The sequence below is a fragment of the Lacticaseibacillus suibinensis genome, from assembly GCF_003946175.1.
GTDB classification, from domain to species: domain Bacteria; phylum Bacillota; class Bacilli; order Lactobacillales; family Lactobacillaceae; genus Lacticaseibacillus; species Lacticaseibacillus suibinensis.
This window is the reverse complement of the sequence record NZ_RHOK01000006.1, coordinates 41,311-65,790: the sequence shown is the minus strand read 5'-3', so window position 1 is coordinate 65,790 and position 24,480 is coordinate 41,311. Positions and strand designations below refer to the sequence as shown.

Below are 24,480 nucleotides of genomic sequence, written 5' to 3'. Positions count from 1 at the left end.
ATGGAATATGATTCCTTTCGCGATCGCAAGCCCAGCACCGCCGTCACGGTGAAAACCGCTGTGACCTTGACCTTGCATGGCGATGACCAAGCGACGGTGAGTTTGTTGCTGGCCAAAGATGGCGCGGATTATGATGCGATCGCCATGACCCGCGTCGCCGGAGGCTTCACGGCGGAGATAACGCCGCCGACCCCGGGTTTGTGGTTTTATGCCTTTGCTTTGGGTGATGGTCGTTTTCTGAGTGCCAGCACGGCCGGGTTCGGTGGCCCTGCTCAGATTGTGGCAGAACTCAAGCAGGTGCAGCCGTATCAGCTGACCGTGGCTGCCAGTTTTGACGCTATGCCCACCTGGTATCAGGATGCGCAGATTTACCACATCTTCGTCGACCGCTTCAATAACGGCACCCCGGATGGCCGGGTGCTGGCGCCGAAAGCCAATAGTTTTTTGTACGGCCAACTGACTGATGATCCGTATTACGTCAAAGATGCTGCTGGCGAAGTGGTGCGGTGGGATTTTTATGGCGGCAATCTGGCCGGCATTACCGCTAAGCTCGATTGGCTGCAGCAGCGGGGGTACACGGCGCTATATTTAAGCCCGATTTTTGAAGCCGCCAGCAATCATCGCTATGACACGGCGGATTATTTTAAAATCGACCCCATGTTAGGCGACCTGGCGGCGTTCAAGGCGTTAGTGGCGGGCCTGCATCAGCGCGGGATGCGACTGATTTTGGATGGGGTGTTCAATCATGTGGGCCGCGATTCGCGCTACTTTAATGCGCTAGGTCACTATCCCACGGTCGGGGCCGCCCAATCGCCAACGAGTCCATACTATGATTGGTTCACGTTCAAGCATTATCCCGACGATTATGCCAGTTGGTGGGGCGTGGCGGATTTGCCGGCTATCAATAAAACCAGCCAGTCGTTCCACGACTTTATCGCTGGGGGACCGGATTCGGTCATCGGCTATTGGACCGGCCTGGGGGTGGATGGCTGGCGGCTGGATGTGGTGGACGAGCTCGATACCGCCTTTGTGGCGCAAATTCGTCAGTTGCTGGATCAGTATCCGGACCGAGTGCTGATTGGTGAGGTGTGGGAGGATGCCTCCAACAAGGTGGCTTATGGCCAGCGCAAGCCTTACCTCCTTGGTGAGTCACTACAGGCCGTGATGAATTATCCACAGCGGGAGCTGATGGTGCAGTTTGCGGCCGGCCAAATGTCGGCCGCTGCAGTGGCACAGCGCCTGTTGACGCTGCAGGCGAATTACCCACCAGCAGTGTTCGCGTATAATTTCACCAGCTTGGGCACGCATGATACGCAGCGCCTCAAAACGCTGCTACCAGAGGCCGCCCAGTTGCGGCAGGCGGTGCTTCTGTGGACGGTGCTGCCGGGCAACCGTGTCATCTACTACGGGGATGAGGCCGGGCTGACCGGGGGCCGCGATCCGCAAAATCGCAAGTACTATCCTTGGGGGCATGAAGACGCCACTAGCATGACTCTGTATGCCGAAGCAACGCACTGGCGTCAATTGCCGGCGCTGCATGGTGCCGCGGCATTTTGGACCTTCGCCATGGGAACGGGATTGGTCATTGTGCGGCAAAGCGCCGCCCAGGTGGTGGTGGCCTACTTTAATCCCACCACCGAGGCGCTTTTGTTTAGCCCACCTGCGCCGACAGCAGGGCTGCCGCCGGCGCTACAAGCACTGTTGCCCACTGTGTTAGTCCAGGCGCATGATCAAGTGCTGCAAACCTTCACTCAGTCCTAGTTTGGCAGCCAGCCAAAAAGCGCGCTGCATCAACCTTTAAAGTTGACGCAGCGCGCTTAGTTTTAACTGAGTGTTAGTGCCCCATGGTGGGCATCAACGTTTCCCGCAGGCCGCTGGTTTGGGTGATCTGAGTGGCCTTCGTGATGAAAATCGCTTCTGCGGCTTCATCCTCAATCACGTCAAAGCCAGCCGGAATGCCGGCGTAAAAGCCCACGGAAGAAAGCACGTCGGCTTTTTCGGCGGAGTCGGCGACGACAGTGATGCTGGCCATGTCGGAATCAACTGGACTGCCGGTTTGTGGATCGAGCAGGTGGTGGTAAACATGGCCGCGCCGGTCAAAGTGGCGGAAGTAAATGCCAGTCGTAACGACGGCTTTGGGACCGGTGGTTAAGGTGGCAATTGGCGGATTGCCAGGTTCGCGGGGATCTGTGATCGGCACCTGCCACAGCGGCACGCCCTGCTCACTGTTGCCGAACAGCAGTTGGTTGCCAGCCAAATCGATTAGGCCGCCGGTGACTCCGCGCTGCTGCCAGAGCTTGCCCATTTCATCAATGATGAAACCTTTGGCAATCCCGCCGAGATCCAGGGACATGCCAGGTTCACTGAGAAAAACAGTTTGGGCTTCCGAGTCCAAAATCACTTTATCTGGATCAGTCAAAGCAAGTCGCTCTTTGATGCGATCACTGCTAGGCACGCTGGCATCATCAAAGCCGATATGCCATAACCCCACTAACGGCCCAATCAAAGCATTGTAACCCAGCCCGCGTTTGCTCCAAGCCACCGCCCGCGCAATAAGATTGAAAATTGGCCGCACCGGAATGTGCACTGGGGCAATCCCGGCTTGTTGGTTGATTTGCGTCAGCAGCGAGTGTTCATCGTAAAACGAAAGCAGTTTGGCATAAGCAGACACTAAAGCGATGCTCTTATCAAAGGTGCCGGTTTCGCCGCCTTCATAGATGGTGAGGGTGTTTTTAGCGCCCAGCCCGTCGAACTCAATTGAAGTTGTCATTTGTCGTTCCTCCTCGGACGAATTTGCCCGTCAGTACGTGGTAAGTCATCAATTCAAGCGTAACCGTTTTCATAAACAAAGGCAAAGAAAATTATCCTTAATTTAATGTTCGCCCGGTTTTAAATTGAGTTATTATAAACGCTATAGTGATTATATTCATAACGAGGAGGGGATTAGCGTGAACGATTTGTCCCCGGTCCAAACGGCCGCTTTGAAAGAATTGAACCAAGATAGTGGGCATCTCGCTGCCCTTGCTAATGCCAGTCGGCAAAAATTGCTGATGATCCTCGGGCAAAATCCGACGGTTCATGGCATGAAGGTCAATGATTTGGCCCGAATGATTGACTTGTCGCAGCCGGCAACGTCTCATCACCTGAAGCAATTACATGAGCTAGGCATGGTCAATAGTCGCCAAGTCGGCAACATTGTCTATTATTACCTGACGCTTGATGACACCATCGCGCGGCTGGAACGGTTGACGACACTGCTGGAGAAACGGGCGGCCAATTAGGCCACTTTAGTTTGCAAAGCCCCGTCACGCCGCCTCGCAAAGCCGCGGCAGTGATTGACTTTTACCCGTGGTTATGGGATACTGACTGCAATATTTGACCAGTAGTTTCAGTAGCAAATCAGGGGATGCCTCAGCGAGTCGGCGGCCGGTGCGAGTCGATCTTCTCTGGTTAGCGAATTACACCTACCTTTGTGGTCTTGGCTGATGGCCGTTATCCATCAAGAGTGATGGCCTTGGCCATAATGTGGGTGGTACCGCGGAAACTTTTCGTCCCTGTTTGCAAATGCAAGCAGGGACTTTTTTTGGTCATAAAACAGGAGGATATCATGGCAGAAAATATCTTGGATGAATTAGCATGGCGCGGGGCGCTGAATCAATTAACTGATGAGGAAGGCTTGCGGAAGCTGACCGCGGAAAAACATGTCGGCATTTATGTCGGCACGGATCCAACCGGGGATTCGCTGCATGTTGGGCACTTGATTCCATTCATGATGCTCAAGCGGTTCCAGCTGATGGGGCACAAGCCAGTCATCCTGATTGGCGGCGGCACCGGTTCGATTGGCGATCCCTCTGGCCGCAACTCCGAACGGGTGTTGCAGACCATGGCCACCATTAATGAAAACAAAAAGAAGCTCACGGCTCAAATGGAGCGGTTATTCGGCACCGATAACTTCCGCATTGTGGATAACTACACCTGGCTGTCCAAGCTGTCGATGCTCGACTTTCTGCGTGACTACGGCAAGCTATTCCCAGTCAACCAGATGCTGAATAAGGAGGTCGTGGCCAGCCGGCTGGAAAACGGGATTTCCTACACCGAATTTACCTACCAGATTTTGCAATCCATCGACTTCCTGGAACTGTACAAGACAGAAGATGTCCAAGTCCAGCTCGGCGGCGCCGATCAGTGGGGTAACATTACGGCTGGTATCGACTTGATTCACAAAACTGAAGGCGCCGAGGCTAAGGTTTACGGCTTAACCAACCCACTGATGCTGAAGTCTGACGGCACTAAGTTTGGCAAATCCGCTGGTGGCGCGGTGTGGTTGGATCCGGAAAAGACCAGCCCTTACGAGTTCTACCAGTTCTGGTTCAACCAAGATGATGCGGATGTGGAGAAGTTCCTGAAGTTCTTCACCTTCCTCGATAAGGAAGAAATTGCTGACCTGGTTGAGGCCACCAAAACCCATCCGGAAAAGCGGGAAGCGCAGCGCCGCCTTGCCCAAGAAGTGACGAAGTTTGTGCACGGTCAAAAAGCCGTTGAGCAAGCCGAGGCCATTTCTGCCGCGCTGTTCTCTGGCGATGTGAAGGATCTGACCGCTGAAGAAATCACGCAAGGCTTCAAACAGTTCCCAACCAAAAATGCGCCAGCCGCCAGCGAGAACATCGTGACCTGGTTGGTGGATACTACTGGCATCGAAGCCTCGCGGCGCCAGGCCCGGGAAGACGTGCAAAATGGCGCCATTACTATTAATGGGACGAAGGTGCGCGATTTGGATACGGTCATCGATCCCAGCAGCCATTTTGACGGGCGCTTTGTCATTGTGCGGCGGGGGAAGAAGAAGTACTTCTTGGTCAAGATTGCCGGCTAACTTTTTTCGGCGACACCGGGTGAATTCAGCGGCGCGGCGTGCAGGCAGGATGCTATACTTGATGTAATCGTTAAGGAGGGCATGCCTATGGCTTACACAGTGGTCGGAGCGACTTATCAAGCGCAGTCGTTAGCGGTTTTCTACGCTGGCTTAGATACACAGCCGTTATTAAGTTACGAAGAAGCAGGTAAAGAGGCGCTGAAGCTGTTGAACGCGGAGTTGGCTGCCAGTACGTTGCCGGACCTCCATGAACTATCGGAGCAGGTTTTGGCCTTTGCCCTCAAACAGCCCGTTGACATGCATGGCTTGGATGATGCCACCGGTGAAACGTTAACCGTCAGCTGGTTCGCTGATGATCATTTTGCCATTGCCGTGATGGATGCGACGGAGAAATTCCAGATGCATTTGGAAGTCGTCCCGGTTAAAAAAGGCAAATCAGGGCGCTAATTATAACAGTTCTACTTTAAACGAGTCGCATTGGCGGCTCGTTTTCGTTTTCTTGCATTTCTTTGATCATATTTTGGTAAAGTTCGGTTTTTGCGGGTTGTTATTTTAGCCAATCTTTGTGAAATAGTAACGGACTGGGAATCCCACCGCTCCACACGTTTGTACTCGCAAAACTGTATTTGTACACAGCCGGAATAATGGGGCGATGTTTCATTTGTCATAATGCAACATTCCGTGTCCTGAGCGACTTAGTTTGTTAACGGTACTGTAACAGTGCTGTAATGTTCAGCTGATACACTCATCTACAGTTAATTCATTGAGGAGTGAGTGTTGAATGAAGTTTGCAAAGACATTAACCATCGTCGCCGCGGCGACATTGATCGGGTCGGGGGCATTTAGTACCGCAGCTAATGTATCCGCTGATGACGTCAGCGACGCTAAGAGCGCTGTTACCAAAAATCAAAGTAGCACGAATGCTTTGGTGGCCAAGTTACAGGCTGCCCAAGCCAATGTGATGAAGATCAGCGACCAGATTTCGACTAAGGCTGTTGCCATCGATGCAACGCAAAGCAAGATCGATGAAACACAAGCGACCATCACCAGCTACACAGCCCAAATTGAAAAGGCTGCTGCTGAAGTGAAGAGCCGTAAAGCTGTTTTGAAGAAGCAACTCATCTCCCTGCAAAAGCAGGTTGGCGAATCCGCAACTGGGAATGTTTACTTTGACTTCCTGTTGAATGCGAAGAGCTTCTCTGATCTGGTTTCCCGTAGCTTCACCGTTAACAAGTTGAACCAAGCTAGCCAAGAAGCCTTGACCGCGGTTAAGGAAGCGCAAGCTAAGCAGGTCACCTTGAAGCAAGCCCAAGAAGCGAAGAAGACCGAATTGGTTAACACCAAGGCGAAGTTGGTTGCTGACAAGGCCCAGCTTGACACCTTGAAGACTCAGGCCAGCAAGGATGCTGCTGATTTAACCAAGCAGATCAACGACAACAAAGCTCAGTTGACCAGCTTGCAAAATGACGTTAACAAGGCCACGGCTGCTGCCGCTGCTGCTTTAGTTGCTAAGACCCAAGCGGCTGCTACTCAGACCGCGCAGTCCCAAGCAACGACCACCAAGCTGAATAACCAAACCGGCAATGCCATCAGTAATTCTGGTAGCTACGTCGCAGGTAATGGTAGCAAGAGCTCCTTTGTTTCCATCGCGCTGGCTCAGCGGGGCAAGACTTATGTTTACGCCGCTGCTGGTCCTGACCACTTTGACTGCTCTGGCTTAGTTGTTTACGCTGCTAAGATGGCTGGTCTCGGCTCCTTGCCTCACCAGGCAAGTCAGTTGGCTAACATCGGCCACTCCGTATCACTGTCCAGCCTGCAGCCTGGCGACCTGCTTTTCTGGGGTTCACCAGCGCACCACGTTGCGATCTACATCGGCGGCGGTCAGTACGTTCACGCGACTTACGAAGGCGAACCCGTGACAACGCAATCTATTTCTAGCTGGACACCTAACTACGCTCGTCGTTTCTAGGCTTCACCACTAAACACTCACAATGAAAAAACCCGCCGTGTGCGGGTTTTTTGTTGCCCAATTTTTCCGTGAGGTTTCTGTTACAATAGAAGGAACTAGGAGGACGCTCATGGCACATCAACTGATTGTTATCACCGGCGCCAGCGGGACCGGTAAAACCACCGTCAGCACGTATTTACACACGCATTACCAGGTGGCGCGGGTCATTACCCATACGACGAGGCCGATGCGCGCTGGCGAGGCGGATGGCGTGGACTATTATTTTGAAACACCCACTAGTTTTGCTCAAAATCATTACATCGAGCATGTCACCTATGCGGGCTACAGTTACGGCAGTTCGTATGAAGCCTTGGACCGGGCTTTTGCGCAGTCGGATTACGCCAGCATCGTGCTTGATACCGCCGGTGCCATCAGCTACGTGCAGCAACTTGATCCCAAGCCCGCAGTGCTGTTTCTTACCCTCGAGCAGCCGCATGTGCTGAAGCAGCGGTTGCTGAACCGCGGGGACGAACCGGCCATGATTACGCAGCGCCTGCAAAGCGATGAGTATCGCCGCGACTTGACCTTGCCACCGGCGCTGGCTGGCGTGGCCACCGTGGTCACCAATGATAAGTGGCCAGACGCCAAGCGGGCGATTGATCAGTTCTTTCAGCAGCTGCAGGTGAAGCAGGAAGCTGAGCAGGGGCGCTAAGGATATCAATAGGTGGCTCAACCTCGTAGCCTAGTTGCGCTACGCTGGGCCCCGCGAGCAGCTAGGCTACGCATCCGGCTAAGCCCGGTCTCACTGCGCAGCCTTTGTAGTTGCGCTCCGTGAGACCAACGCCGGAGTGGCTAGCTACGCTCAAGGCCTCGCCGTCAAGAACCGACGGCAATGCCTTGAGCTAGGCTACCCATCCGGCTAAGCCCGGTCTCACTTCGCAGCCTTTGTAGTTGCGCTCGGCTCCGCAGCCTCATTGAACTTCTTTCTTGCCTATGCTAGACTGTATTGACTAATCGTAATTGTTCTGATTAACGGTGGAGGGCTATGATGTCACAGACAACAATCGCTATTGATAAGATGAAACAAAGCGGGATGCGTGTCACTAAGCAGCGGCGGGATTTGGTCGCTTATTTAGCGGCTTCTGAGCAGTTTGTGCCAGTCACCACGCTGGATAAATACATGCGCCAACAGTATCCAGGACTCTCGCATGATACGATTTACCGTAACGTCAAGGAATTTGAAAAGCTGGGTATTCTGGAAAGTGATGTCCAAAACGAACAAGCCATCGTGAAGTTGCAGTGTGATTTCCAGCATCCACATCATCACCATTTCATCTGTACGAATTGTCATCGGGTGCAAGAGTTGAAAATGTGTCCGTTAGACTATTTCGAAAATCAGCTGCCTGGCGCCAAAATCGCAAGCCATAACTTCGAACTGTATGGCCTGTGTGCTGACTGCGCGCAAAAACAAGCAGCGACTGACTAAACGCGGTGATGGCCGGCTAGTAGCTGGGCGTCATGGCGTTTTTGCCTTTTCTTAAGGCGTGCCAAGCGGAATTTAGGTTACAATCGATATAATTAGTTTGAAAAGGAGGGCGCTTATGGCTTATCGGACCCCGCCGTTGCTCTCGCCAGCGGCCATTGTTTCCATTATCGTTTTAGTCAGTGGGTATAACTGGGTCAACAATACCGTCAATCCGACGAGTACCCCCAAATCTGAGGCCTCGCAAAGTGCGCTGATCTCCAGTATTAATCAAAGCAAGGCGGACAAATCAAGTAGCTCAAGCAGTAGCAGCGAGCCGGCATCTAGTGCCAGTGACGCCAGTGCTTCTAGTGCGCCTGAGGCCAGCTCCAGTAGCCAACCTGAGGCTTCCAGTTCGAGTCAAGAGGAGAGTAGCTCAGACAGTTCAAAGGCCAGCAGCGGCTCCTCAGGTAGCGGGAACACGCAGTCCAGCGGCGCGTCGGGCTCGTCCTCATCCAGTGCGAGCGCCAGCAGCTCCTCCAGTACGGCCGATAACAACAATCAAGAGTAGGAAGGAGGCTAAGCCATGCTGACAGCATTGGATTTACTCAACCGTTTTTTAGGCTATTTCAATATTCAGGATAAGGCGAAAGGCAAAGCCTTCACCGTAGTGGCCGGCGTGGCCAATTTCTATGTCCTGTACTTGGCCATTCGCTCGCTGCGTTATGCGGGTTACCGCATTCAAGGCGTGCTGTTTTTGCTCCTGTTCATTGTGCTGCTGTATTTCATCGCCTTGAATGTGCTGTATTACTTCACCAACAAAACGACCAAGCTGGACATTTCCCCGCTGATTGAAAAACGGCTAGGCGGCAATCCTGAGCGCATGAAGGCGGCGGAGGCGGCTTTAACCAAGGGCCACCAGATCGGTGCTGCCAGCGGCGTCTTTGCCCAACAAGAGCTACTGCCTACCGTGCTGACCACCACGCCCAAGCAGCAGGAAAATCTGGCAAATTTGATCCAACTTTTAACCACGGCTGGGACCATTACCACGAATTATCAGGGCCTGGATGCTCATGCCATTCAGCGGGTCGCCCAAAAGACGCACAAACCGGTGTCGGCGATGGGGGGGCCAGTGGAACTGCCTTATTACCGCTTGGATATTCAAGGCGATCAGGTGCAGGTGCTCGGTGGCCTCAATGCCCTGAACGCGGTCTCGCTAGGGGATGTGACCCAGGTCGGGTTGATGCCAGTGAAAGCCGCACTGAAGGATTATCAGCTCGCCGCGGGACACGTTTTTCTGCAAGGCGGTGAGCATCAGCGGCCAGGCCGGCACGGCTTGTTAAAGGAAAACCACCCCTATGAAATTGTGGTGCAATTCGCCTATTCACCACGCGCGGATGTGACAGGCCAACAAAATTGATTTGCAAAACGCTCACGCTATCGGTAGTATTATTTATTAAAACTGATAGCGTTGACGTTTTTTTTATGCCAATTTGTTCGAACTACACATACAGATGTTTTTAATCTAAACACGATAGTGGCAATTAAAGGCAATTAAACAGATGATTAACCAGGGTGAACTAAACCGGTCACGGGGTGAACCAAGCCCCGGCAAAAAGGCTTATTTCTTGCCAACCGGCCTTGGACCGGCGTATGCTGGAAACAAGCATTGTCTGTGCAGTGCCTGAATTGCGCAAAAGGGGGAATCCAGATGTCAATGATCGAATTTCATGACGTCGAGAAGTACTACGGCAAGTTCCACGCGTTGAAGGATATTAATTTAACGATCGATCGCGGGGAAGTGGTCACCATCATCGGCCCGTCCGGCTCTGGGAAAAGTACCTTACTGCGGACCATTAACGGCCTTGAGTTGATTACTTCCGGGCAATTGATCGTCAACGACTATGACTTAGCCGACCGCAAAACCGACATGAATAAGATTCGCAAAAACGTCGGCATGGTGTTCCAGCATTTTAATTTGTATGCCAACAAAACGGTGTTAGAAAACATCACCCTCGGCCCCACCTTGGTGCTCAAGGCCGATAAGGCGCAGGCAGAAAAAGAAGCCATGGCCCTGCTGGACATGGTTGGCTTGGCCGATCAGGCGCCAAAGTTCCCAGCCGCGCTGTCAGGCGGCCAAAAGCAGCGCGTCGCGATTGCGCGCTCCTTGGCCATGAAGCCGCGCGCCATTTTGTTTGACGAACCGACTTCTGCGCTGGATCCGGAAATGATCGGTGATGTGCTGGATGTCATGCAGAAAATCGCCAAGCAAGGCATGACCATGGTCGTGGTGACTCACGAAATGGGCTTTGCCAAGCGCGTGGGCGATCGCATTGTCTTCATGGCAGATGGCCAAATCTTGGAAGATGCCACCGATGTGAAGGGCTTCTTCGATCATCCTAAGGAACCACGGGCCCAGGAATTCATCAGTAAGATTTTGAATCACTAGGAGGGGCGCGCATGAAAAAACTTTTCAAACGCATGAGCGTCCTGCTCGCCGCAGGGTTTTTAATCTTGGTGGCAGCAGGTTGCGGGAAGCCATTGGCGGATCAAGACGCCTTGGCCCGCGCCAAAAAGGCGGACACCCTGGTTTGGGGCGTTAAAGCCGACACCCGGCTGTTTGGGTTGATGGATGTGAAAACTGGGTCGATCAAAGGCTTTGAAGTTGATATGGCCAAGGCGCTCACCAAGCAAATTTTAGGCAGCAAGGGGAAGGCGGAGTTGGTGCAAATCACCTCTGATACCCGAGTGCCGATGCTCAAAGGTGGCAACGTGGATGCCGTGATTGGCACCATGACCATCACGCCGGAGCGGCAAAAAGTGTTGAACTTCTCGGATTCATACTTTAACGCTGGCCAGTCGCTACTGGTGCCCAAGGATAGCAAAATCAAGTCCGTCAAGGATTTGACCGCTGGCACCAAGGTGATTGGGGTGCAAGGCTCCAACTCCGTGGATAACATTCGCAAAGTTGCGCCAGCCACGAAGGTGCTCCAGCTTTCGGACTATGCCCAAGCCTTCACCGCCCTGAAATCGCACCAAGGCGATGCGCTGACCACCGACAACGGCATTTTGTATGGGATGTCGCAACAAGATCCCCGCTATGTCGTCGTGGGCGGCTCCTTCACCAAAGAACCGTATGGGATTGCTATGAACAAGGGCCAAACCAATTTGACCAACGCCATGAACAAGGCCCTCAAGACCTTGCGGCAAAATGGCACTTACGAAAAACTGATCAACAAATGGTTTGGTGATGTGCCAGGCTTTGATATTAAGGAGGTGGGCTAATGTTCAAGATTATGTTCAGTAACTGGGACGCCCTCCTGTCTGGCCTTGGCTACACCTTAATGGCCAGTGTGATTGCCTTGATTGCCAGCCTGATTATCGGCACGGCCTTTGCCTTGATGGAAATCTCCCTGCACAAATGGGTGCGGGTAATTGGCAAAGCCTATGTGGAATTCATTCGCAACATTCCGCTGCTGGTGATTGCCATGGCCTTTTATGTGATTGTGCCGCAGTTCATTATGCAAATGGACGGCTTCACTGCTGGCACCATTGGCCTGACGATTTACACCAGTGCCTTTATTGCCGAAACGGTGCGCGCCGGCATTCAATCCGTGCCGAATGGCCAAATGGAAGGCGCCCGCAGCAACGGCTTGTCTTACATGCAGGCCATGACGCATGTGGTGTTCCCCCAGGCGATTAAACTGGTGATTCCGCCGCTGGGCAACCAGTTCATCAACCTGGTCAAGAATTCATCGGTACTGGCGTTTGTCGCTGGCTTTGACCTAATGTACCAAGGCAAGCTGATTGCCAATGCCACCTTCAACACTTTTGATACTTATTTGGCCGTTGGGGTGCTGTACTTGGTGATCACGATGCCGATGTCCTACGCGATGCGGTATCTGGAAAAACGTTGGCACACGGCCTAGGAAGGGGGAGTCAGGATGCAGAATTTTATTAATGCTTATTCAGCCGTCAACCTGAGTTACCTCCTGCGTGGGTTATGGGTCACGATTGAAGTGTCCGTGGTGTCGATTTTCTTCAGTTTCTTGATTGGTACCTTGCTTGGGATTGCGCGGTATGTGAAAATCAAATACTTTAGCGCGATTGTCGGCTTCATCATCGACCTGATTCGCAATCTACCGCTGCTGTTGCTGCTATTCTTCACCTACTTTGCCTTGCCGAATATCGGGCTGCGCCTGTCGGTGATTCCAGCTTCAATCGTGGCGATGACGGTGTTTGAATCCGCCATGCTGGCCGAGATTATTCGCTCCGGGATTGGCGCCGTGCCAGTGGGTCAAATGGAAGCGGCGCGCAGTAATGGCATGAGCTACTCGCAGGCGATGCTTCAAATCATTTTGCCACAAGCTTTCAAAAAAATGATTCCGCCGCTGGTATCGCAGTTCATTTCGCTGGTGAAGGATACCAGCTTGGCAACGATTATCCTACTGCCAGAACTCACCCAGCATGCACAGATCATCTATGGGCAGAACGTCAATTACACCATTCCGATGTTCGTGGCGTTAGCCGTGCTGTACTTCATTGTGAACTACGCGTTATCGGTTGGGTCACGCATCATCGATCACCGGTTGAATTAATAGGCTGAGACAAAATGCGGTTTTAGCCCAGAGGATAAGCCAAGCGGCCTGTAAAACCTGAACTTAGGTTTTGCAGGCCGCTTGGCTTATCTGGCTAGGGCGTCGCATTTTGGCTCGTACTGTTCTGAAATAGTTGTGTGCCCAACTTGTTTCTCATGCTTGATCAGTGTCTTCCAATTCCCAAAATTCCTGATATGTCAATGTGTTGCTGCTAAAAATTCTGCGCTATACTGGGCGTAATTTAAGTATTCAAGGAGAAAACAATGACAGCAGAATTTGATCAACGTAAGGTCAATCAGCAGTTGCGCTTGTTGCATCAGGCGTTATACGCGGATTTTCAGAACCTTTCTGATTTAGCGTTGTGGCATGAGACGAGGGCTGATCACCGCACGTTGCCGCCGGCGGAGGCGCAGTGGCAGGCCGTTCAGCTCGGTGATCACTGGTCTGGCCGAGACGATTACAACTGGCTCCGCTTTACCGTGCCGGTGTCAGCGGCCAGCGAAGCCACAGTGGCGAAACTGGATGTCGGGCGCACTGGAGATGGCAACAATTCGGGCTTTGAAGGGCTACTGTTTGTGAACGGTCAAGTGCGCCAAGCGGTGGATAGCAACATGAGGAAATCTTCTTTGGTTCCGAATACGCCGGGCAGCAAGTCGCCTGTCAGTTGCTGATGTGGAGTGGCTTGGAAGGCGGCGGACCCAAACAGACCCAGCATTTTGTCTTCAACCAGGCAGCGTTCGGTCCTGAGCACCGGCTGGCGCGGCAGACCTACCGCTATCTGGCCAACATCGTGAATCTGATTCCGGAACTGCATATCGATGATCCGCTACGCTATGACTATCAGCGCCTGGTGAAGCAGGCTTTTAGCCACTTCTTCTGGGCGACCTTGACAACCGCCGCATTGGATGAGGCTTGTGGGCAGGTAATGACCTTGATTGAGACCTTCATCACCGCGCATCACGGCAGCAAGCTGGCCTTTAACATCGACGCAATTGGCCAAACCCACATTGATGTTGCGTGGCTGTGGCGGTATCGCCATACCCGGGAAAAAGCGCGCCGGTCTTTTGCCACGGCGCTGCGCTTGATGGACCGTTACCCTGAGTTCAAATTCTTCTACTCCACCCCGCAAGTCCACAAATTTATTGAACAAGATGACCCGGCGATGTTCAAAGCCATTCAGCGGCGGGCCGCGGAAGGCCGCTGGGAGCCAGATGGCGGCACGTGGGTGGAGCCCGATACCAACTTGCCTTCTGGTGAAGCATTGACCCGCCAGTTCTTGTACGGGACGCGTTATTTTGAAGCGAAGTTCCATCACCGCCAGACGGTGCTATGGCTGCCAGATGTTTTCGGCTACTCCTATGCCTTGCCGCAAATCATGCAGGGTTTTGGTATTGATCGGTTTGCCACCACCAAAATCTCTTGGAACGATACCAACCGGATGCCGCATGACGTGTTCATGTGGACTGGCCTGGATGGCAGCCGGGTGCTGACCGAATTCATCACGACTACCGAGCGAACTTACGATTACACCAACCCGAAAGAGTGGAAGTACACCTACAATGGCGAAATTTCCCCGCATGTCATCATGGATTCGTATCGCGCCTACCAAGATAAGGACCTGACCAATGTCCTGCTGATGCCTTATGGGTTCGGCGATGGCGGCGGCGGGCCCACCAAGGAAATGATTGAAAATATCCAGGTGATCGATCGGCTGCCTGGCATGCCGCATATCCAAAATAAAACCGTGGCCGACTTCTTCAGTGATTTGGAGCAAACCTTTACCGCTAACCAGGCTACCTATCCGGAATGGAATGGCGAGCTCTACTTGGAATACCACCGCGGCACCTACACCTCGCAGGCGGCAATGAAGCGGCAAAACCGCAAACTTGAGCTGGCCGTGCGGCGGGCTGAAATCATTGCCACCACAGCTTGGGTGCAGCAGGGCGTCGCTTATCCGAAGGCGGCCTTTGATCGGATTTGGGAAATTCTGCTTTGCAATCAATTCCATGATGTCCTGCCCGGCTCGGCGATTGGGGAAGTCTATGAAGATGCCAAGGCGTTGTACGCTGAAGCCCGGCAGCTGGTGGCCAACATTATTGCCGACCGGCTGTCAGCTGGGGCTGCCAATCAGTACACCTTGTTTAATCCCACGCAATTGTCCCATCCCACGGTGTATATTGACCAGCCTGAAGCCGGCATTTTCGAAGACAACAGTGGTAACCAAATTGCGGCTCTGCGCCAAGGCCACGGCTGGCGGCTGCCGCAAGTGGCGATTGCGCCTTTTAGCAGTCGCAAAGTGCATTTTGTGCCTGTGAAACAGCCGCTGCACCAGCAGACTTTGGCTGTGGATCACCTGACCACGCCGCATTACGAGCTGGCGTGGAATACTAAGGGTCAGCTGACGCGGCTGTTCGATCGTGATCATCAGCGGGAGGTCTTAACGCCAGGTGGCTTGGGCAACGCGCTACGGGTGTATGAGGATCGGCCAACGGCATTTGATAATTGGAATATTGATGCCGACTATCCAGCCAAGTCACAGGAGCTGGCGGCGGACCAAATCACCGTCACCGCTGACGAAGCTGGTTATGAGGTGGCCATGCACTACACTTTCCATCATTCGACGGTGAGCCAAACGTTGAAAATTCCGCTGGATTCACGGCGGTTGGATTTTGTCACCAGGGCCGATTGGCATGAGCATGAAATCTTGCTGCGGACCCATTTTGACCTTAACGTCATGACCGATGTTGCCCGCTACGACATTCAGTATGGCAACATGACGCGGCCAATTGCCCGTAATACTTCCTGGGAAGAAGCCAAATTCGAAGTCGTTGGCCACCAGTGGGCCGATATGAGCCAGCGCGACTATGGGGTGGCGCTGCTTAATGATTGCAAATACGGCTATGCCGCCACGGCGGCCGGGCTGAGCTTGTCCTTGATCAAAGCCGGGGTCTATCCAGATCCTGACGCCGATCAGGGCCAGCATGACTTCACCTACAGCTTGCTGCCGCACGAAGGCGACTACCTGGCTGGTGGTGTGGTTGAAGCCGCTGCGGCCCTAAATGATCCTGCACTAGCCTTGCCAGGCATCGCCGCGAGCCTACCCGCGTTGTTCACGGTGGCCAGCACCACCGCCGGCGTGGATGCCATCAAGCAAAGCGAAGCCGGGGATGCGGTGATCATCCGCCTGCATGATTTCTCTGGCGCGACAACGACCGTCAGCCTGACGCCGAACTTTGCTTATACGCAGGCGCAGGTGGTGCGGCTAGATGAAAGCCCCGTGAACGACCTCACCGCCAATGCTGACGGCGCAGTGACAGTTAACTTGCATCCTTATCAGATTGTGACCTTGGCGTTTAAGCGCTAACTGACCGGATGTCAATTCAAAACAAGTGCCTCGGATAAGCAAGTGGGCATGCTTTTTCTAGAAGAACATGGTATACTCGCTGTACAAATAGCAATTCAATGCAACACAAGAGCCATCACTCATTCGGCGAGTGATGGCTCTTTTTTCGCTTATATGTGAGCGTGTGGATTAGCGACAACCGGGGCGATTATCGTCGTCGAGCCAACCAGTCGGCGAATAGTTCGGTTACTATCCCCACCACCGCTGGGGCAATGATTGCCACAAATAGCATCTTCAATACAACACACCTCCTTACGAGGCCGGTTGCCGACGATAGTAGCCAATGAAAATGATGAACTGCGAGCAAAGTGCCCAGTGCTGGTGATGTCATTTGCACGAGTGATTTGAAGCATTATTAAAATTTAAGGTTGACACTCACTGAAATTTCATTTATGCTAACTCTCAACAAAGACGAAGATTAGCAGAGTAGTTGCCGTCATCAACTCAGGGAGCCGCGGTTAGTGGGAAGCGGTGTTGATCAAGCAGTGAAAGTAGGCTATGAGTTGTCGCGGCGAGGAGTCGCGGCTGGGTGCGCCCATTACAGCAACGGCATATCGCCAGTTTTTACTGGTCGTACGCTCTGAGGTTAGTTTGGTGACGAACTGACAAGATAAGGTGGTACCGCGCTCAGCGCCCTTAGTAGTTAAGCTACTAGGGGCGCTTTTTTCGTCCCCGTAATTCGAATGGAGGCATTGCTATGACCCAACCCAAATTAACGAAACGTCAGTATCTGGTGTTAGGTTCCATGTTGTTCGGCCTGTTTTTCGGCGCTGGGAATCTGATTTTCCCGATTCACCTCGGCCAGATCGCCGGCGGCAACTGGTTGCCAGCCACGCTGGGCTTTTTGCTGTCAGCGGTGTGCTTGCCACTGATGGCAATCTTAGCTATCTCGATGACCGAATCCGATTCCATGTTTCACCTAGCGCGGCCAGTGGGAAAGGCGTTCGCCCTCTTCTTCCTGGTGGCGACCCATGCCAGTTTGGGGCTGTTAATTGCCACCCCGCGCACGGCGACTGTGGCCTTTGAAATGGGGGTGCAACCGTTTATCGGTAAGGATCACTTGCAACTGGCCCTATTGTTGTTCTCGGCAGTCTACTTTGCCTTAACCTACTTCTTCTCCCGCCAGCCGTCCAAAATGACCGATTACGTCGGCAAGTTCCTCAATCCGGTGTTGCTATTACTGCTCGGGGCGGCGTTTGTGGCGGCGTTCATCATCAAAGGCGACGGCCCACAGTTGCTGGCGGCGACGCATGCCACCGCGGCTGGCAGTCAATTGACCAATGGCTTTTTGCAAGGGTACAACACCATGGATGCCTTAGCTGGTTTGGGCTTTGGGGTGACAATCGTGGCGGCGCTGGGCTTCTTCGGGGTCACCTCGCCGCGGCGCCGCAGCCAAGATGTCGCCAAGGTGGGGGCACTGGCGATGGGGCTGGAAGCGATTATCTATGCGCTCTTGATTGCGCTTGGCGTCCTGTCGCTGCGGTTCACCGCCACCACTGCTAACGGTGGACCGGCATTTACCGCCATTATGACGCATTACACGGGCCTCATTGGCACGGGCCTGTTAGCCGCGATGACCGTGCTGGCCTGTTTGACCTCGGCGATTGGCCTGGTCACGTCGCTGTCACAGGACTTGGGCCATCGATTTCCGCACATTGGGTTCAAGCGCTTTTTGCCGCTGACCTGTTTCGGGGCCTTTTTGATTTCCAATATCGGGCTCAATCAAATCATTGCCTGGTCGACGCCAGTATTGATGTTGCTGTATCCGCTGGCGATTGCGTTGATTATTTTGGGGCTGTTGCACCCGTTCATCGGTAAAAACGGCCTGATTTACAAAACTACTGTCGGCCTAACGGTGATTCCGGCAGTGCTGGATGCGCTCAATGCGCTGCCTCAACCCGCGGCGAGCTGGATTTGGATCCAAGCAATTACCGGATGGGCGACGCGCTTCATTCCTTGGTATCAATACGCCATGGACTTTGTACCCTTCATGCTACTAGGGCTAATTGGTGGGGTGGCATTGGCCAAAGCGACCGGCACCTTGCAGCGGCCTGAACTGGTTAGTGAAATCCGGGAATAAGTCAAAACTCGGTCCTGCCTCACCGCTGTAGCGGTAAAGCAGGACCGAGTTTTTTCGGGTTAGTCTTCAATCAGGTACTGGCGTAATTTGCCCGCCTGAATCGGGTTAACTGTGGTTTTGATGCGGGTGCCATTTTCCTCATAAGCAGTTTCGATGACGCCGGTTTCGCGGTTGATAAAATCGACCACACTACCTTGGGCAAAGGGGATGAGGTAGGTATTGACCTGCGAGTCGGCGAAAATACGGCTGGTGATCATCTCCGTCAAGCGCTGGAGCGAGGCTTGATCGCGGGCGGAGTAAATCAGCTGATTGCCGTTTTCTTCCGGGAAACGCGTGTCTGCCCGTAAGTCGGCCTTGTTGTAGGCTTCGATCATCGGAATGTTTTCTATGCCGATGCTGTGCAAGGTGTCCTCGGTGACTTTCATCATTTCCGGGTAATGCGGGTCGTGGTAATCCACCACCTGGATCAGCAAATCGGCATTCGCAGCTTCGGCCAAGGTTGCCTTAAACGAGTCGACTAGGTTATGTGGCAACTTCGAGACGAAACCAACCGTATCCGACAGCAGGAACTTGCGATTGTCCGGCAAAGTCAGCTGGCGCACGCTGGTGTCCAAGGTGGCAAACAGCATGTCCTTTTCAAAGACCTGCTTAGTTTCCGGATGATCGGCGAACAGATCCAGCAAGCCGTTCATGGTCGTCGATTTGCCGGCGTTGGTGTAGCCCACCAACGCCACGACTGGCAGTTTATTTTCGGTCCGTTTGGCCCGACGCACCTCGGCGCCGATGTCGGCTTCTTTAAGTTCGCGGCGCAAACGGGCGATGCGTTTGTTGAGCACGCGCCGGTCCATTTCGAGTTTGGTTTCACCTGCCCCACGGTTGGCCAGGCCGCCGGCACCACCGCCGCCTTGCTGATCCAGCTTGTTGGCACTGGGATGCAGGCGCGGCAAGGCGTACTGCAACTGGGCGATTTCGACTTGCGCCTTGGCCGACTTGCTGGCGGCGCGGTTAGCGAAAATTTCCAAAATCAGCTGGGTGCGGTCAACCACATGAAGCTTCATCTGCTTTTCTAGATTGCGCAGCTGCGAGGGGCTGAGCTCGTCGTTCACCAAGACCGTGGTGGCGTCGTTGGCCCGAGCCAGTTCGGCGATTTCGTCGACTTTCCCGATGCCAAAATAGGTGGCACCGCTGGCCCGGTCTAGGTTCTGCCGGGTTTCGCCAACCACGTCATAGTGGTTGGCTTTGGCGAGTTCGGCTAATTCCTGCATGGAATAGTCGAAATTGTCCTGCATCTTGGAGATGCCGGTGATGAGTACTTTTTCTGGTTGTAATTGATCCATAAATCCTCCTGAGGCGCGCCTTGAAAAAAGACAAAAGAAGGGAAGCTGTCATCAGCTTCCCCAAATAATCCTGGTTCCGTAGATCCAACTCGCAAGTCGCGCCAAAAAACGCTGATTATCCAATTAACTGCGTGGCAACAACTTTTAAACGCATCGCGAGTTAGCTCCTTTCCTATATCTAGGTTCAGTTTAGCATGTTTGGCGGAGAAATACCAAGGCTGCGAAGTGAGGCCGCTTTTAGCTCGACAGATAGCCTAGCGCCAAGTATTGCCAGCGTTCTTGGCAGGCGAGGCTTGGCGCGTAGCTAGCTGCTCGAGCGTTGGCCTCACGTAGCGCGACTACAACAACCAAATTAGCTCGGGCAGGGCAACCTCCGCAGTAAGGGGCTGGAACGTGGTGGCCAGCACTTTGAGCCTCTGCGAGTCTCAAAGTCGCGGCTTGTTCTAAGCCAACAAAAATCGTTGGATTAGAACAACAACACCTCGAGCCCCTTTCTGCTCCAGTTGCCCTGCCCCACAGTGTGGTGAACGGTTAGATGACACGGGTTCGCATTAAATTTTACTAGTCCACATAGCTTTGAGCACTGCTCCACCCGCTAATCTAGATGGTGAGCGTACTCGATGATAGCCAGGTTACTTTGAGGTTTCCGCTTTGACGCCATTGACCCATTCGCGGAGGATGAAAGGCTTGATGAGCACCTGCACCTTACCCGCGGCGACGTGCATCTTCAGCGGCAGCTTAGTGCTCGGGTCGCCGTCGATGCGGCTGCGTAATTTGGTCTTCGTACTGGTGATGGTCAGTTCATTCGTGGCGAAATAGGTCATGCCGGGCAGCTTGCTGAAGTTGCCGGTTAAGAAGTAGGGCAATAGGAGCAAGGTCCGCCGCCAAGTCATGCGCGGAGCCACGAAGACGTGAAACAAACCGTCGTCAGGTTTGGCTTGCGGGGCAAAGTTAAGGAAGCCGCCTACCGAATTAGTCATGGTCACCAGCAAAAAGGCGGTGTCCTTCTGCCAGGTTTCGCCAGCGCTTTTGATAATCAGCGGCCAGTGTTGATTTTTGCCGAGACTGTGCAAGCCGCGGGCAAGGTAGACGAAAGGACCGAATTTCTGCTTTTCTTTTTGCGAGACAGAAACGGCGGCGTTGGCCAACACGCCCAACGTAAGGGTGGAAATCATCACCTTGTCGTTCACGATGCCGATATCCAGCGGCTGGGGCTGGCCTTCGAGCAGATTAACTAAGGCCAAATCAACCATTTGCGGCACATGCAGCACCCGCGCCAGATTGTTGACCGTGCCCTGGGGAATGATGCCCAGCAGCGGCGGTGTGCGGCGTTTGACAAGGCCAGCTGCGACTTCGTTGATGGTGCCGTCACCGCCAATGGCCACCACAACATCGACCTGAGCGGTGTAGGCGAGGTCGGTGGCTTCACCAGCGTGACTGGTGGGCTTGTTGATCACAGTGTGCCCAGCGGCTTTGATGCGATGAGCAATATGTTCGGCGACGGCCGTGGCGCCATTATGACCGGCGTGTGGATTGTAGATTAAGGCGTAAGCTGTCATTTTTCTACCTCCTAAACGCAACAATAAGTTTTGCCTACAGTGTAACACGTTATTTAAGGCTGCGGAGGCTGGTGGTTTTAGCTCGAAGATTAGGGCCCACCATTTTGTGAAACCGCTATATTGGTGTAGGCCAATGTGCTACAATCGGGGCGAAAGGATGATGACAGATGAAAAAATTAGGCGTTTCCGTTTATCCAGAACGCTCAACTTATGAACAGGACGCGGCGTATCTCGAACTGGCCGCGAAATATGGCTACAAGCGGGTCTTCACCTCACTGTTGCAAATTAACGGCGACCAAGAAGAAGTGGTCGGTAACTTCAAGCGCGTGATCGGCAAGGCGAATGCATTGGGCATGGAGGTCATGGTGGACATGAACCCGGCGCTGTTTGCCCAACTTGGTGTCAGCTATGACGACCTCAGCTTTTTCCATGATTTGGGCGCTTATGGCGTGCGGCTGGACGAAGGCTTTTCCGGCCTGGAAGAAGCGCGGATGACACGCAATCCCTACAACCTGAAAATTGAAATCAATATGTCCCAAGGCACCCCGTATGTGGACAACATCATGACCTTCTCGCCTAACCGCGAAAACCTGATGGGGTCGCACAACTTTTATCCGCGGCGTTACACGGGCCTCAGTGTGGATTATTTCAATCAGGCCACGGCGATTTACACCAAATACCGGTTGAATACCGCAGCATTTATCAACGCTCCAAGTGGCACGTTTGGCGCTTGGCCAGTGCAAGATGGGATGTGCACGATTGAGGACCACCGCACCTTGCCGATTGAAACTCAGGTGGCACATTACAAGATGCTCGATACGATTGATGATTTGCTCATTGCCAATGCGTACGCCAGCGAGGCGGAGCTCAAGGCGGCGGCCGATGAGTTCAACGCGCCAGCGCCAGGCATTCACGTTGAACTGACGCCGGGAATTTCACCAGCGGAAGAAGCGGTGGTGTTTGCTGAAGGGCAGACTTATCGCGGCGATCACAGTGCTTATCAAATTCGCAGTACCAACGAACGCGGCAAGCAGCAGGCCAGCGATTTTCCGGCGCATCACACCGAGCCCATCAAAGCAGGCGACCTTTTGATCGATAATGTGGGTTATGACCGGTATGCTGGTGGCTTGCAGATTGCGCTGAAGCCGATGGTCAATGACGGCCGAGTCAATGTCGTGGGCCGGGTTGTCCCTGAAGAAATGTTCCTGCTGGAGAGCCTGAAACCATGGGCCGGGTTCCGGCTGGTTAAAGCTAATCATTAGTTGGTGTGAAGGTCCGCTTGGCGGGCCTTTTTTCGGGCGGGGCCTCAGAAAAACGCCAGAATGGTCATTATTTTACTGGTTAGCCTTCACATTCTATTCGCATCTGCTTGGCATACTAACACCATACAAGAAAAGAGGTGTTGCTCATGTCAAACATCTATCCCATCGCGGCATCGGTAGCTGCGGGTATGCTCGCCATTGCGACGGTGGCCGTCTTGCGCCGACGGAAAGTGCGCGCAACGCGTTAACCTTCTTCATCTGCAACCAAAAACGGGAGTGCCTCGGCACTCCCGTTTGCGTGTGGTTTAGTCTTCAGTGATCCCGCGGCGGCCATTGCGCGTGGCGGACAAGGTGACAAAGAGTAAAGCACCATCGACTACGATGATGGCGCCCCATTTCAGCAGCGGGGCGGCGTGCACCAGCAAGTTGGTGGCCATCCCGTAGCTCACTAGCCCCAGCAGCAAGACGGTGATGACCACTGTCAAGCCTAGCCAGGTGGTGGGGCTGAAGGCATTACCATTTTGCTGGTTCTGCCGCTTGGCAATCCAAGGCATCATGAAGCCCAGCACGATCATGCCAATCGGGACCAAAATGTTCAGCGTCAATTCCAAAGCGAAGATATCCGCCGAGGCATCAGTGGGGAAGAAGCCCAGCACGGCCAGCACCGCCGTAATGCCCAGCATCCAGGCGCCGACGACGATGCCGACGGTGCGGTTTTTGAGGAAGGTATAAGCCGGCTTCGGGAAGCGGTCTTGATGCAGGCGCACCATGAGGTATGACCAGAATAAGAAGCAAGTGGAAGCCGGGGACACGATGCCGTTCAGATTTAACAACCAGTTAAAAATGTCGTTGATCTGCGGCAGCAAGCCACCCAGCGCCATGATCACCGCACATAAAATGGTGGTCATCCAGTAGCCGTTGATCGGCAGGCCATCAGAGTTCTTCTTGGTGAGCTGGCGCGGCATGAAGCGCTTAGCCACGTCTGAGAGGAAGACTCGGGTGGAGGCGTCCAAAATCACCGCCAGTTGCGCCAGCATGTAGATGCCTTGCACCACGGCGAAGAGGTACATCAGGCCTTTACCTAGCCCGAATTGTTCCCCAATCGCCAAGAACGCGTAGTACGAGCCGTTCATTTTCAGGTCATTTGGCAGGTGGTGGGCATTGAAGTACACGCCCAAGGAGAAGGTGCCCAGTAAGGTGAGGAACATCGTCATGATGGCAATCATCTTCAGGGCCTTCGGAAAATCCTTGGCTGGATGTTTCATATCCGCCGTGTACGGCGCGGCTAGCTCCGAGCCGTTCATCGCAAAGACGAACAGGCCAAACGTCGACAGGAAGCTCAGGCTGAGGAAGTCTTTGGGCATGAAGGCCTTCAAGTTGAAGGGATGCGTCGCAATCGGATCACCTTTGGCCAGGCCGACGAAGGTCATCACCACGAACAGCACGGTCATGATGAACATCGCCGCGCCGCCAATGGTGGACATGACTTCCAGACTCTTGTTCTTGAAGAAATGCTGGAGCCAGATGAAAATCACGAAGATGACGGCGGTCAGAATGCCGAACCAGGCATTCCCCAAGTTCTCCTGAATGTTGCCGTTCCCTTTCCAAATCCAGCCGAAGGAAATGACCACGGAATTGGCCACATCCACGACGTAAGGCAGGCCGGTGATCCAGTAGAACCAGGCGGCAAAGTAGCCCACGGTATCGCCGTTGGTTTGGCGCATCCAGGACGTGATGCCGCCGCCGTGTTCGGAGAAGGTGGAGCCCATGTGCGCCACAATCAAGTTGTACGGAATGACATACAGGAAGGTCATCAGTACCCATGAGGTGACAGCGACGAGGCCCTGATTTTGGAAATTATAAATAATATCATCGAAGCCAATAACGGTGACGAAATCCATCAGGCCAACCACGACCCAAGGGATATATTGTTTCTGCTCGTCAGGTGTTTTCATGCAGGT

22 protein-coding genes are annotated in these 24,480 nt (G+C 53.5%); 17 read left to right on the top strand and 5 right to left on the bottom strand.

From position 1 onward, the window contains the following. Window positions 1-1,761, top strand: coding sequence for a glycoside hydrolase family 13 protein (locus tag EKM90_RS04385; protein ID WP_125580058.1), 1,761 nt, complete (start codon window positions 1-3; stop codon window positions 1,759-1,761). A 73-nt stretch (window positions 1,762-1,834) separates the two neighbouring features. Here EKM90_RS04385 and EKM90_RS04380 read toward each other — a convergent pair whose 3' ends face one another. Next, the gene (locus EKM90_RS04380; RefSeq protein ID WP_125580056.1) at window positions 1,835-2,770 is read right to left on the bottom strand and encodes an FAD:protein FMN transferase; all 936 of its coding nucleotides are present in this window, start codon (window positions 2,768-2,770) and stop codon (window positions 1,835-1,837) included. A 178-nt stretch (window positions 2,771-2,948) separates the two neighbouring features. On the opposite strand from EKM90_RS04380, the gene EKM90_RS04375 reads away from it, so the two are divergent. From EKM90_RS04375 to EKM90_RS04310, 14 genes are all read left to right on the top strand, one after another. Next, window positions 2,949-3,281: an ArsR/SmtB family transcription factor gene (locus tag EKM90_RS04375; RefSeq protein WP_225422720.1), complete on the top strand. Its 333-nt coding sequence runs from the start codon at window positions 2,949-2,951 to the stop codon at window positions 3,279-3,281. A 326-nt stretch (window positions 3,282-3,607) separates the two neighbouring features. After that, window positions 3,608-4,870: a tyrosine--tRNA ligase gene (gene tyrS / locus EKM90_RS04370; protein ID WP_125580054.1), complete on the top strand. Its 1,263-nt coding sequence runs from the start codon at window positions 3,608-3,610 to the stop codon at window positions 4,868-4,870. Between the two features lie 87 nt (window positions 4,871-4,957). Continuing rightward, a complete protein-coding gene (locus tag EKM90_RS04365) occupies window positions 4,958-5,317 on the top strand; it encodes a hypothetical protein (protein ID WP_125580052.1) in 360 nt (119 codons plus the stop codon). A gap of 334 nt (window positions 5,318-5,651) precedes the next feature. Beyond that, a complete protein-coding gene (locus EKM90_RS04360) occupies window positions 5,652-6,839 on the top strand; it encodes a C40 family peptidase (RefSeq protein ID WP_125580050.1) in 1,188 nt (395 codons plus the stop codon). A gap of 109 nt (window positions 6,840-6,948) precedes the next feature. Next, window positions 6,949-7,530, top strand: a complete 582-nt coding sequence (locus tag EKM90_RS04355; protein WP_125580048.1) for a nucleoside/nucleotide kinase family protein — start codon at window positions 6,949-6,951, stop codon at window positions 7,528-7,530. A 336-nt stretch (window positions 7,531-7,866) separates the two neighbouring features. Further along, window positions 7,867-8,304, top strand: coding sequence for a Fur family transcriptional regulator (locus EKM90_RS04350; RefSeq protein WP_125580046.1), 438 nt, complete (start codon window positions 7,867-7,869; stop codon window positions 8,302-8,304). A 115-nt stretch (window positions 8,305-8,419) separates the two neighbouring features. After that, entirely contained in the window at window positions 8,420-8,851 is a 432-nt protein-coding gene (locus EKM90_RS04345; RefSeq protein ID WP_125580044.1) for a hypothetical protein, read from the top strand. Window positions 8,852-8,866: 15 nt separating this feature from the next. Beyond that, window positions 8,867-9,700 (top strand): DUF6681 family protein, encoded by an 834-nt coding sequence (locus tag EKM90_RS04340; protein WP_125580042.1) that lies wholly within the window; start codon window positions 8,867-8,869, stop codon window positions 9,698-9,700. Window positions 9,701-9,991: 291 nt separating this feature from the next. Next, window positions 9,992-10,729 (top strand): amino acid ABC transporter ATP-binding protein, encoded by a 738-nt coding sequence (locus tag EKM90_RS04335; protein ID WP_125580040.1) that lies wholly within the window; start codon window positions 9,992-9,994, stop codon window positions 10,727-10,729. Between the two features lie 11 nt (window positions 10,730-10,740). After that, window positions 10,741-11,565: a transporter substrate-binding domain-containing protein gene (locus EKM90_RS04330; RefSeq protein ID WP_125580039.1), complete on the top strand. Its 825-nt coding sequence runs from the start codon at window positions 10,741-10,743 to the stop codon at window positions 11,563-11,565. Further along, on the top strand, window positions 11,565-12,209 hold the full coding sequence (locus EKM90_RS04325) for an amino acid ABC transporter permease (RefSeq protein ID WP_125580037.1): 645 nt from the start codon (window positions 11,565-11,567) through the stop codon (window positions 12,207-12,209). Before EKM90_RS04330 ends, EKM90_RS04325 begins: the two co-directional genes overlap by 1 nt. A gap of 15 nt (window positions 12,210-12,224) precedes the next feature. Beyond that, window positions 12,225-12,878 carry an amino acid ABC transporter permease gene (locus EKM90_RS04320; RefSeq protein WP_125580035.1) on the top strand — a complete coding sequence of 218 codons (654 nt, stop codon included), beginning with the start codon at window positions 12,225-12,227 and terminating at the stop codon, window positions 12,876-12,878. Window positions 12,879-13,141: 263 nt separating this feature from the next. Then, on the top strand, window positions 13,142-13,549 hold the full coding sequence (locus tag EKM90_RS04315) for a hypothetical protein (protein WP_125580034.1): 408 nt from the start codon (window positions 13,142-13,144) through the stop codon (window positions 13,547-13,549). Beyond that, window positions 13,549-16,242 (top strand): alpha-mannosidase, encoded by a 2,694-nt coding sequence (locus tag EKM90_RS04310; RefSeq protein ID WP_225422725.1) that lies wholly within the window; start codon window positions 13,549-13,551, stop codon window positions 16,240-16,242. The genes EKM90_RS04315 and EKM90_RS04310 overlap by 1 nt, the downstream gene beginning before the upstream one ends. Window positions 16,243-16,429: 187 nt before the next feature. On the opposite strand, the gene EKM90_RS13180 is transcribed toward EKM90_RS04310, so the two are convergent. Then, window positions 16,430-16,513 carry a type I toxin-antitoxin system Fst family toxin gene (locus EKM90_RS13180; RefSeq protein ID WP_225422724.1) on the bottom strand — a complete coding sequence of 28 codons (84 nt, stop codon included), beginning with the start codon at window positions 16,511-16,513 and terminating at the stop codon, window positions 16,430-16,432. 465 nt (window positions 16,514-16,978) lie between these two features. On the opposite strand from EKM90_RS13180, the gene brnQ reads away from it, so the two are divergent. Then, window positions 16,979-18,361, top strand: coding sequence for a branched-chain amino acid transport system II carrier protein (brnQ, locus tag EKM90_RS04300; protein WP_125580028.1), 1,383 nt, complete (start codon window positions 16,979-16,981; stop codon window positions 18,359-18,361). A 59-nt stretch (window positions 18,362-18,420) separates the two neighbouring features. On the opposite strand, the gene hflX is transcribed toward brnQ, so the two are convergent. Continuing rightward, complete coding sequence (gene hflX, locus EKM90_RS04295; RefSeq protein ID WP_125580026.1) at window positions 18,421-19,698, bottom strand: GTPase HflX; 1,278 nt, start codon at window positions 19,696-19,698, stop codon at window positions 18,421-18,423. 632 nt (window positions 19,699-20,330) lie between these two features. After that, complete coding sequence (locus EKM90_RS04290; protein ID WP_125580024.1) at window positions 20,331-21,257, bottom strand: diacylglycerol/lipid kinase family protein; 927 nt, start codon at window positions 21,255-21,257, stop codon at window positions 20,331-20,333. A gap of 167 nt (window positions 21,258-21,424) precedes the next feature. Here EKM90_RS04290 and EKM90_RS04285 point away from each other — a divergent pair, with 167 nt between their 5' ends. After that, window positions 21,425-22,519 (top strand): DUF871 domain-containing protein, encoded by a 1,095-nt coding sequence (locus tag EKM90_RS04285; RefSeq protein WP_125580022.1) that lies wholly within the window; start codon window positions 21,425-21,427, stop codon window positions 22,517-22,519. Between the two features lie 305 nt (window positions 22,520-22,824). Here EKM90_RS04285 and EKM90_RS04280 read toward each other — a convergent pair whose 3' ends face one another. Next, entirely contained in the window at window positions 22,825-24,474 is a 1,650-nt protein-coding gene (locus EKM90_RS04280; RefSeq protein ID WP_125580020.1) for an APC family permease, read from the bottom strand. Window positions 24,475-24,480: the final 6 nt, after the last annotated feature.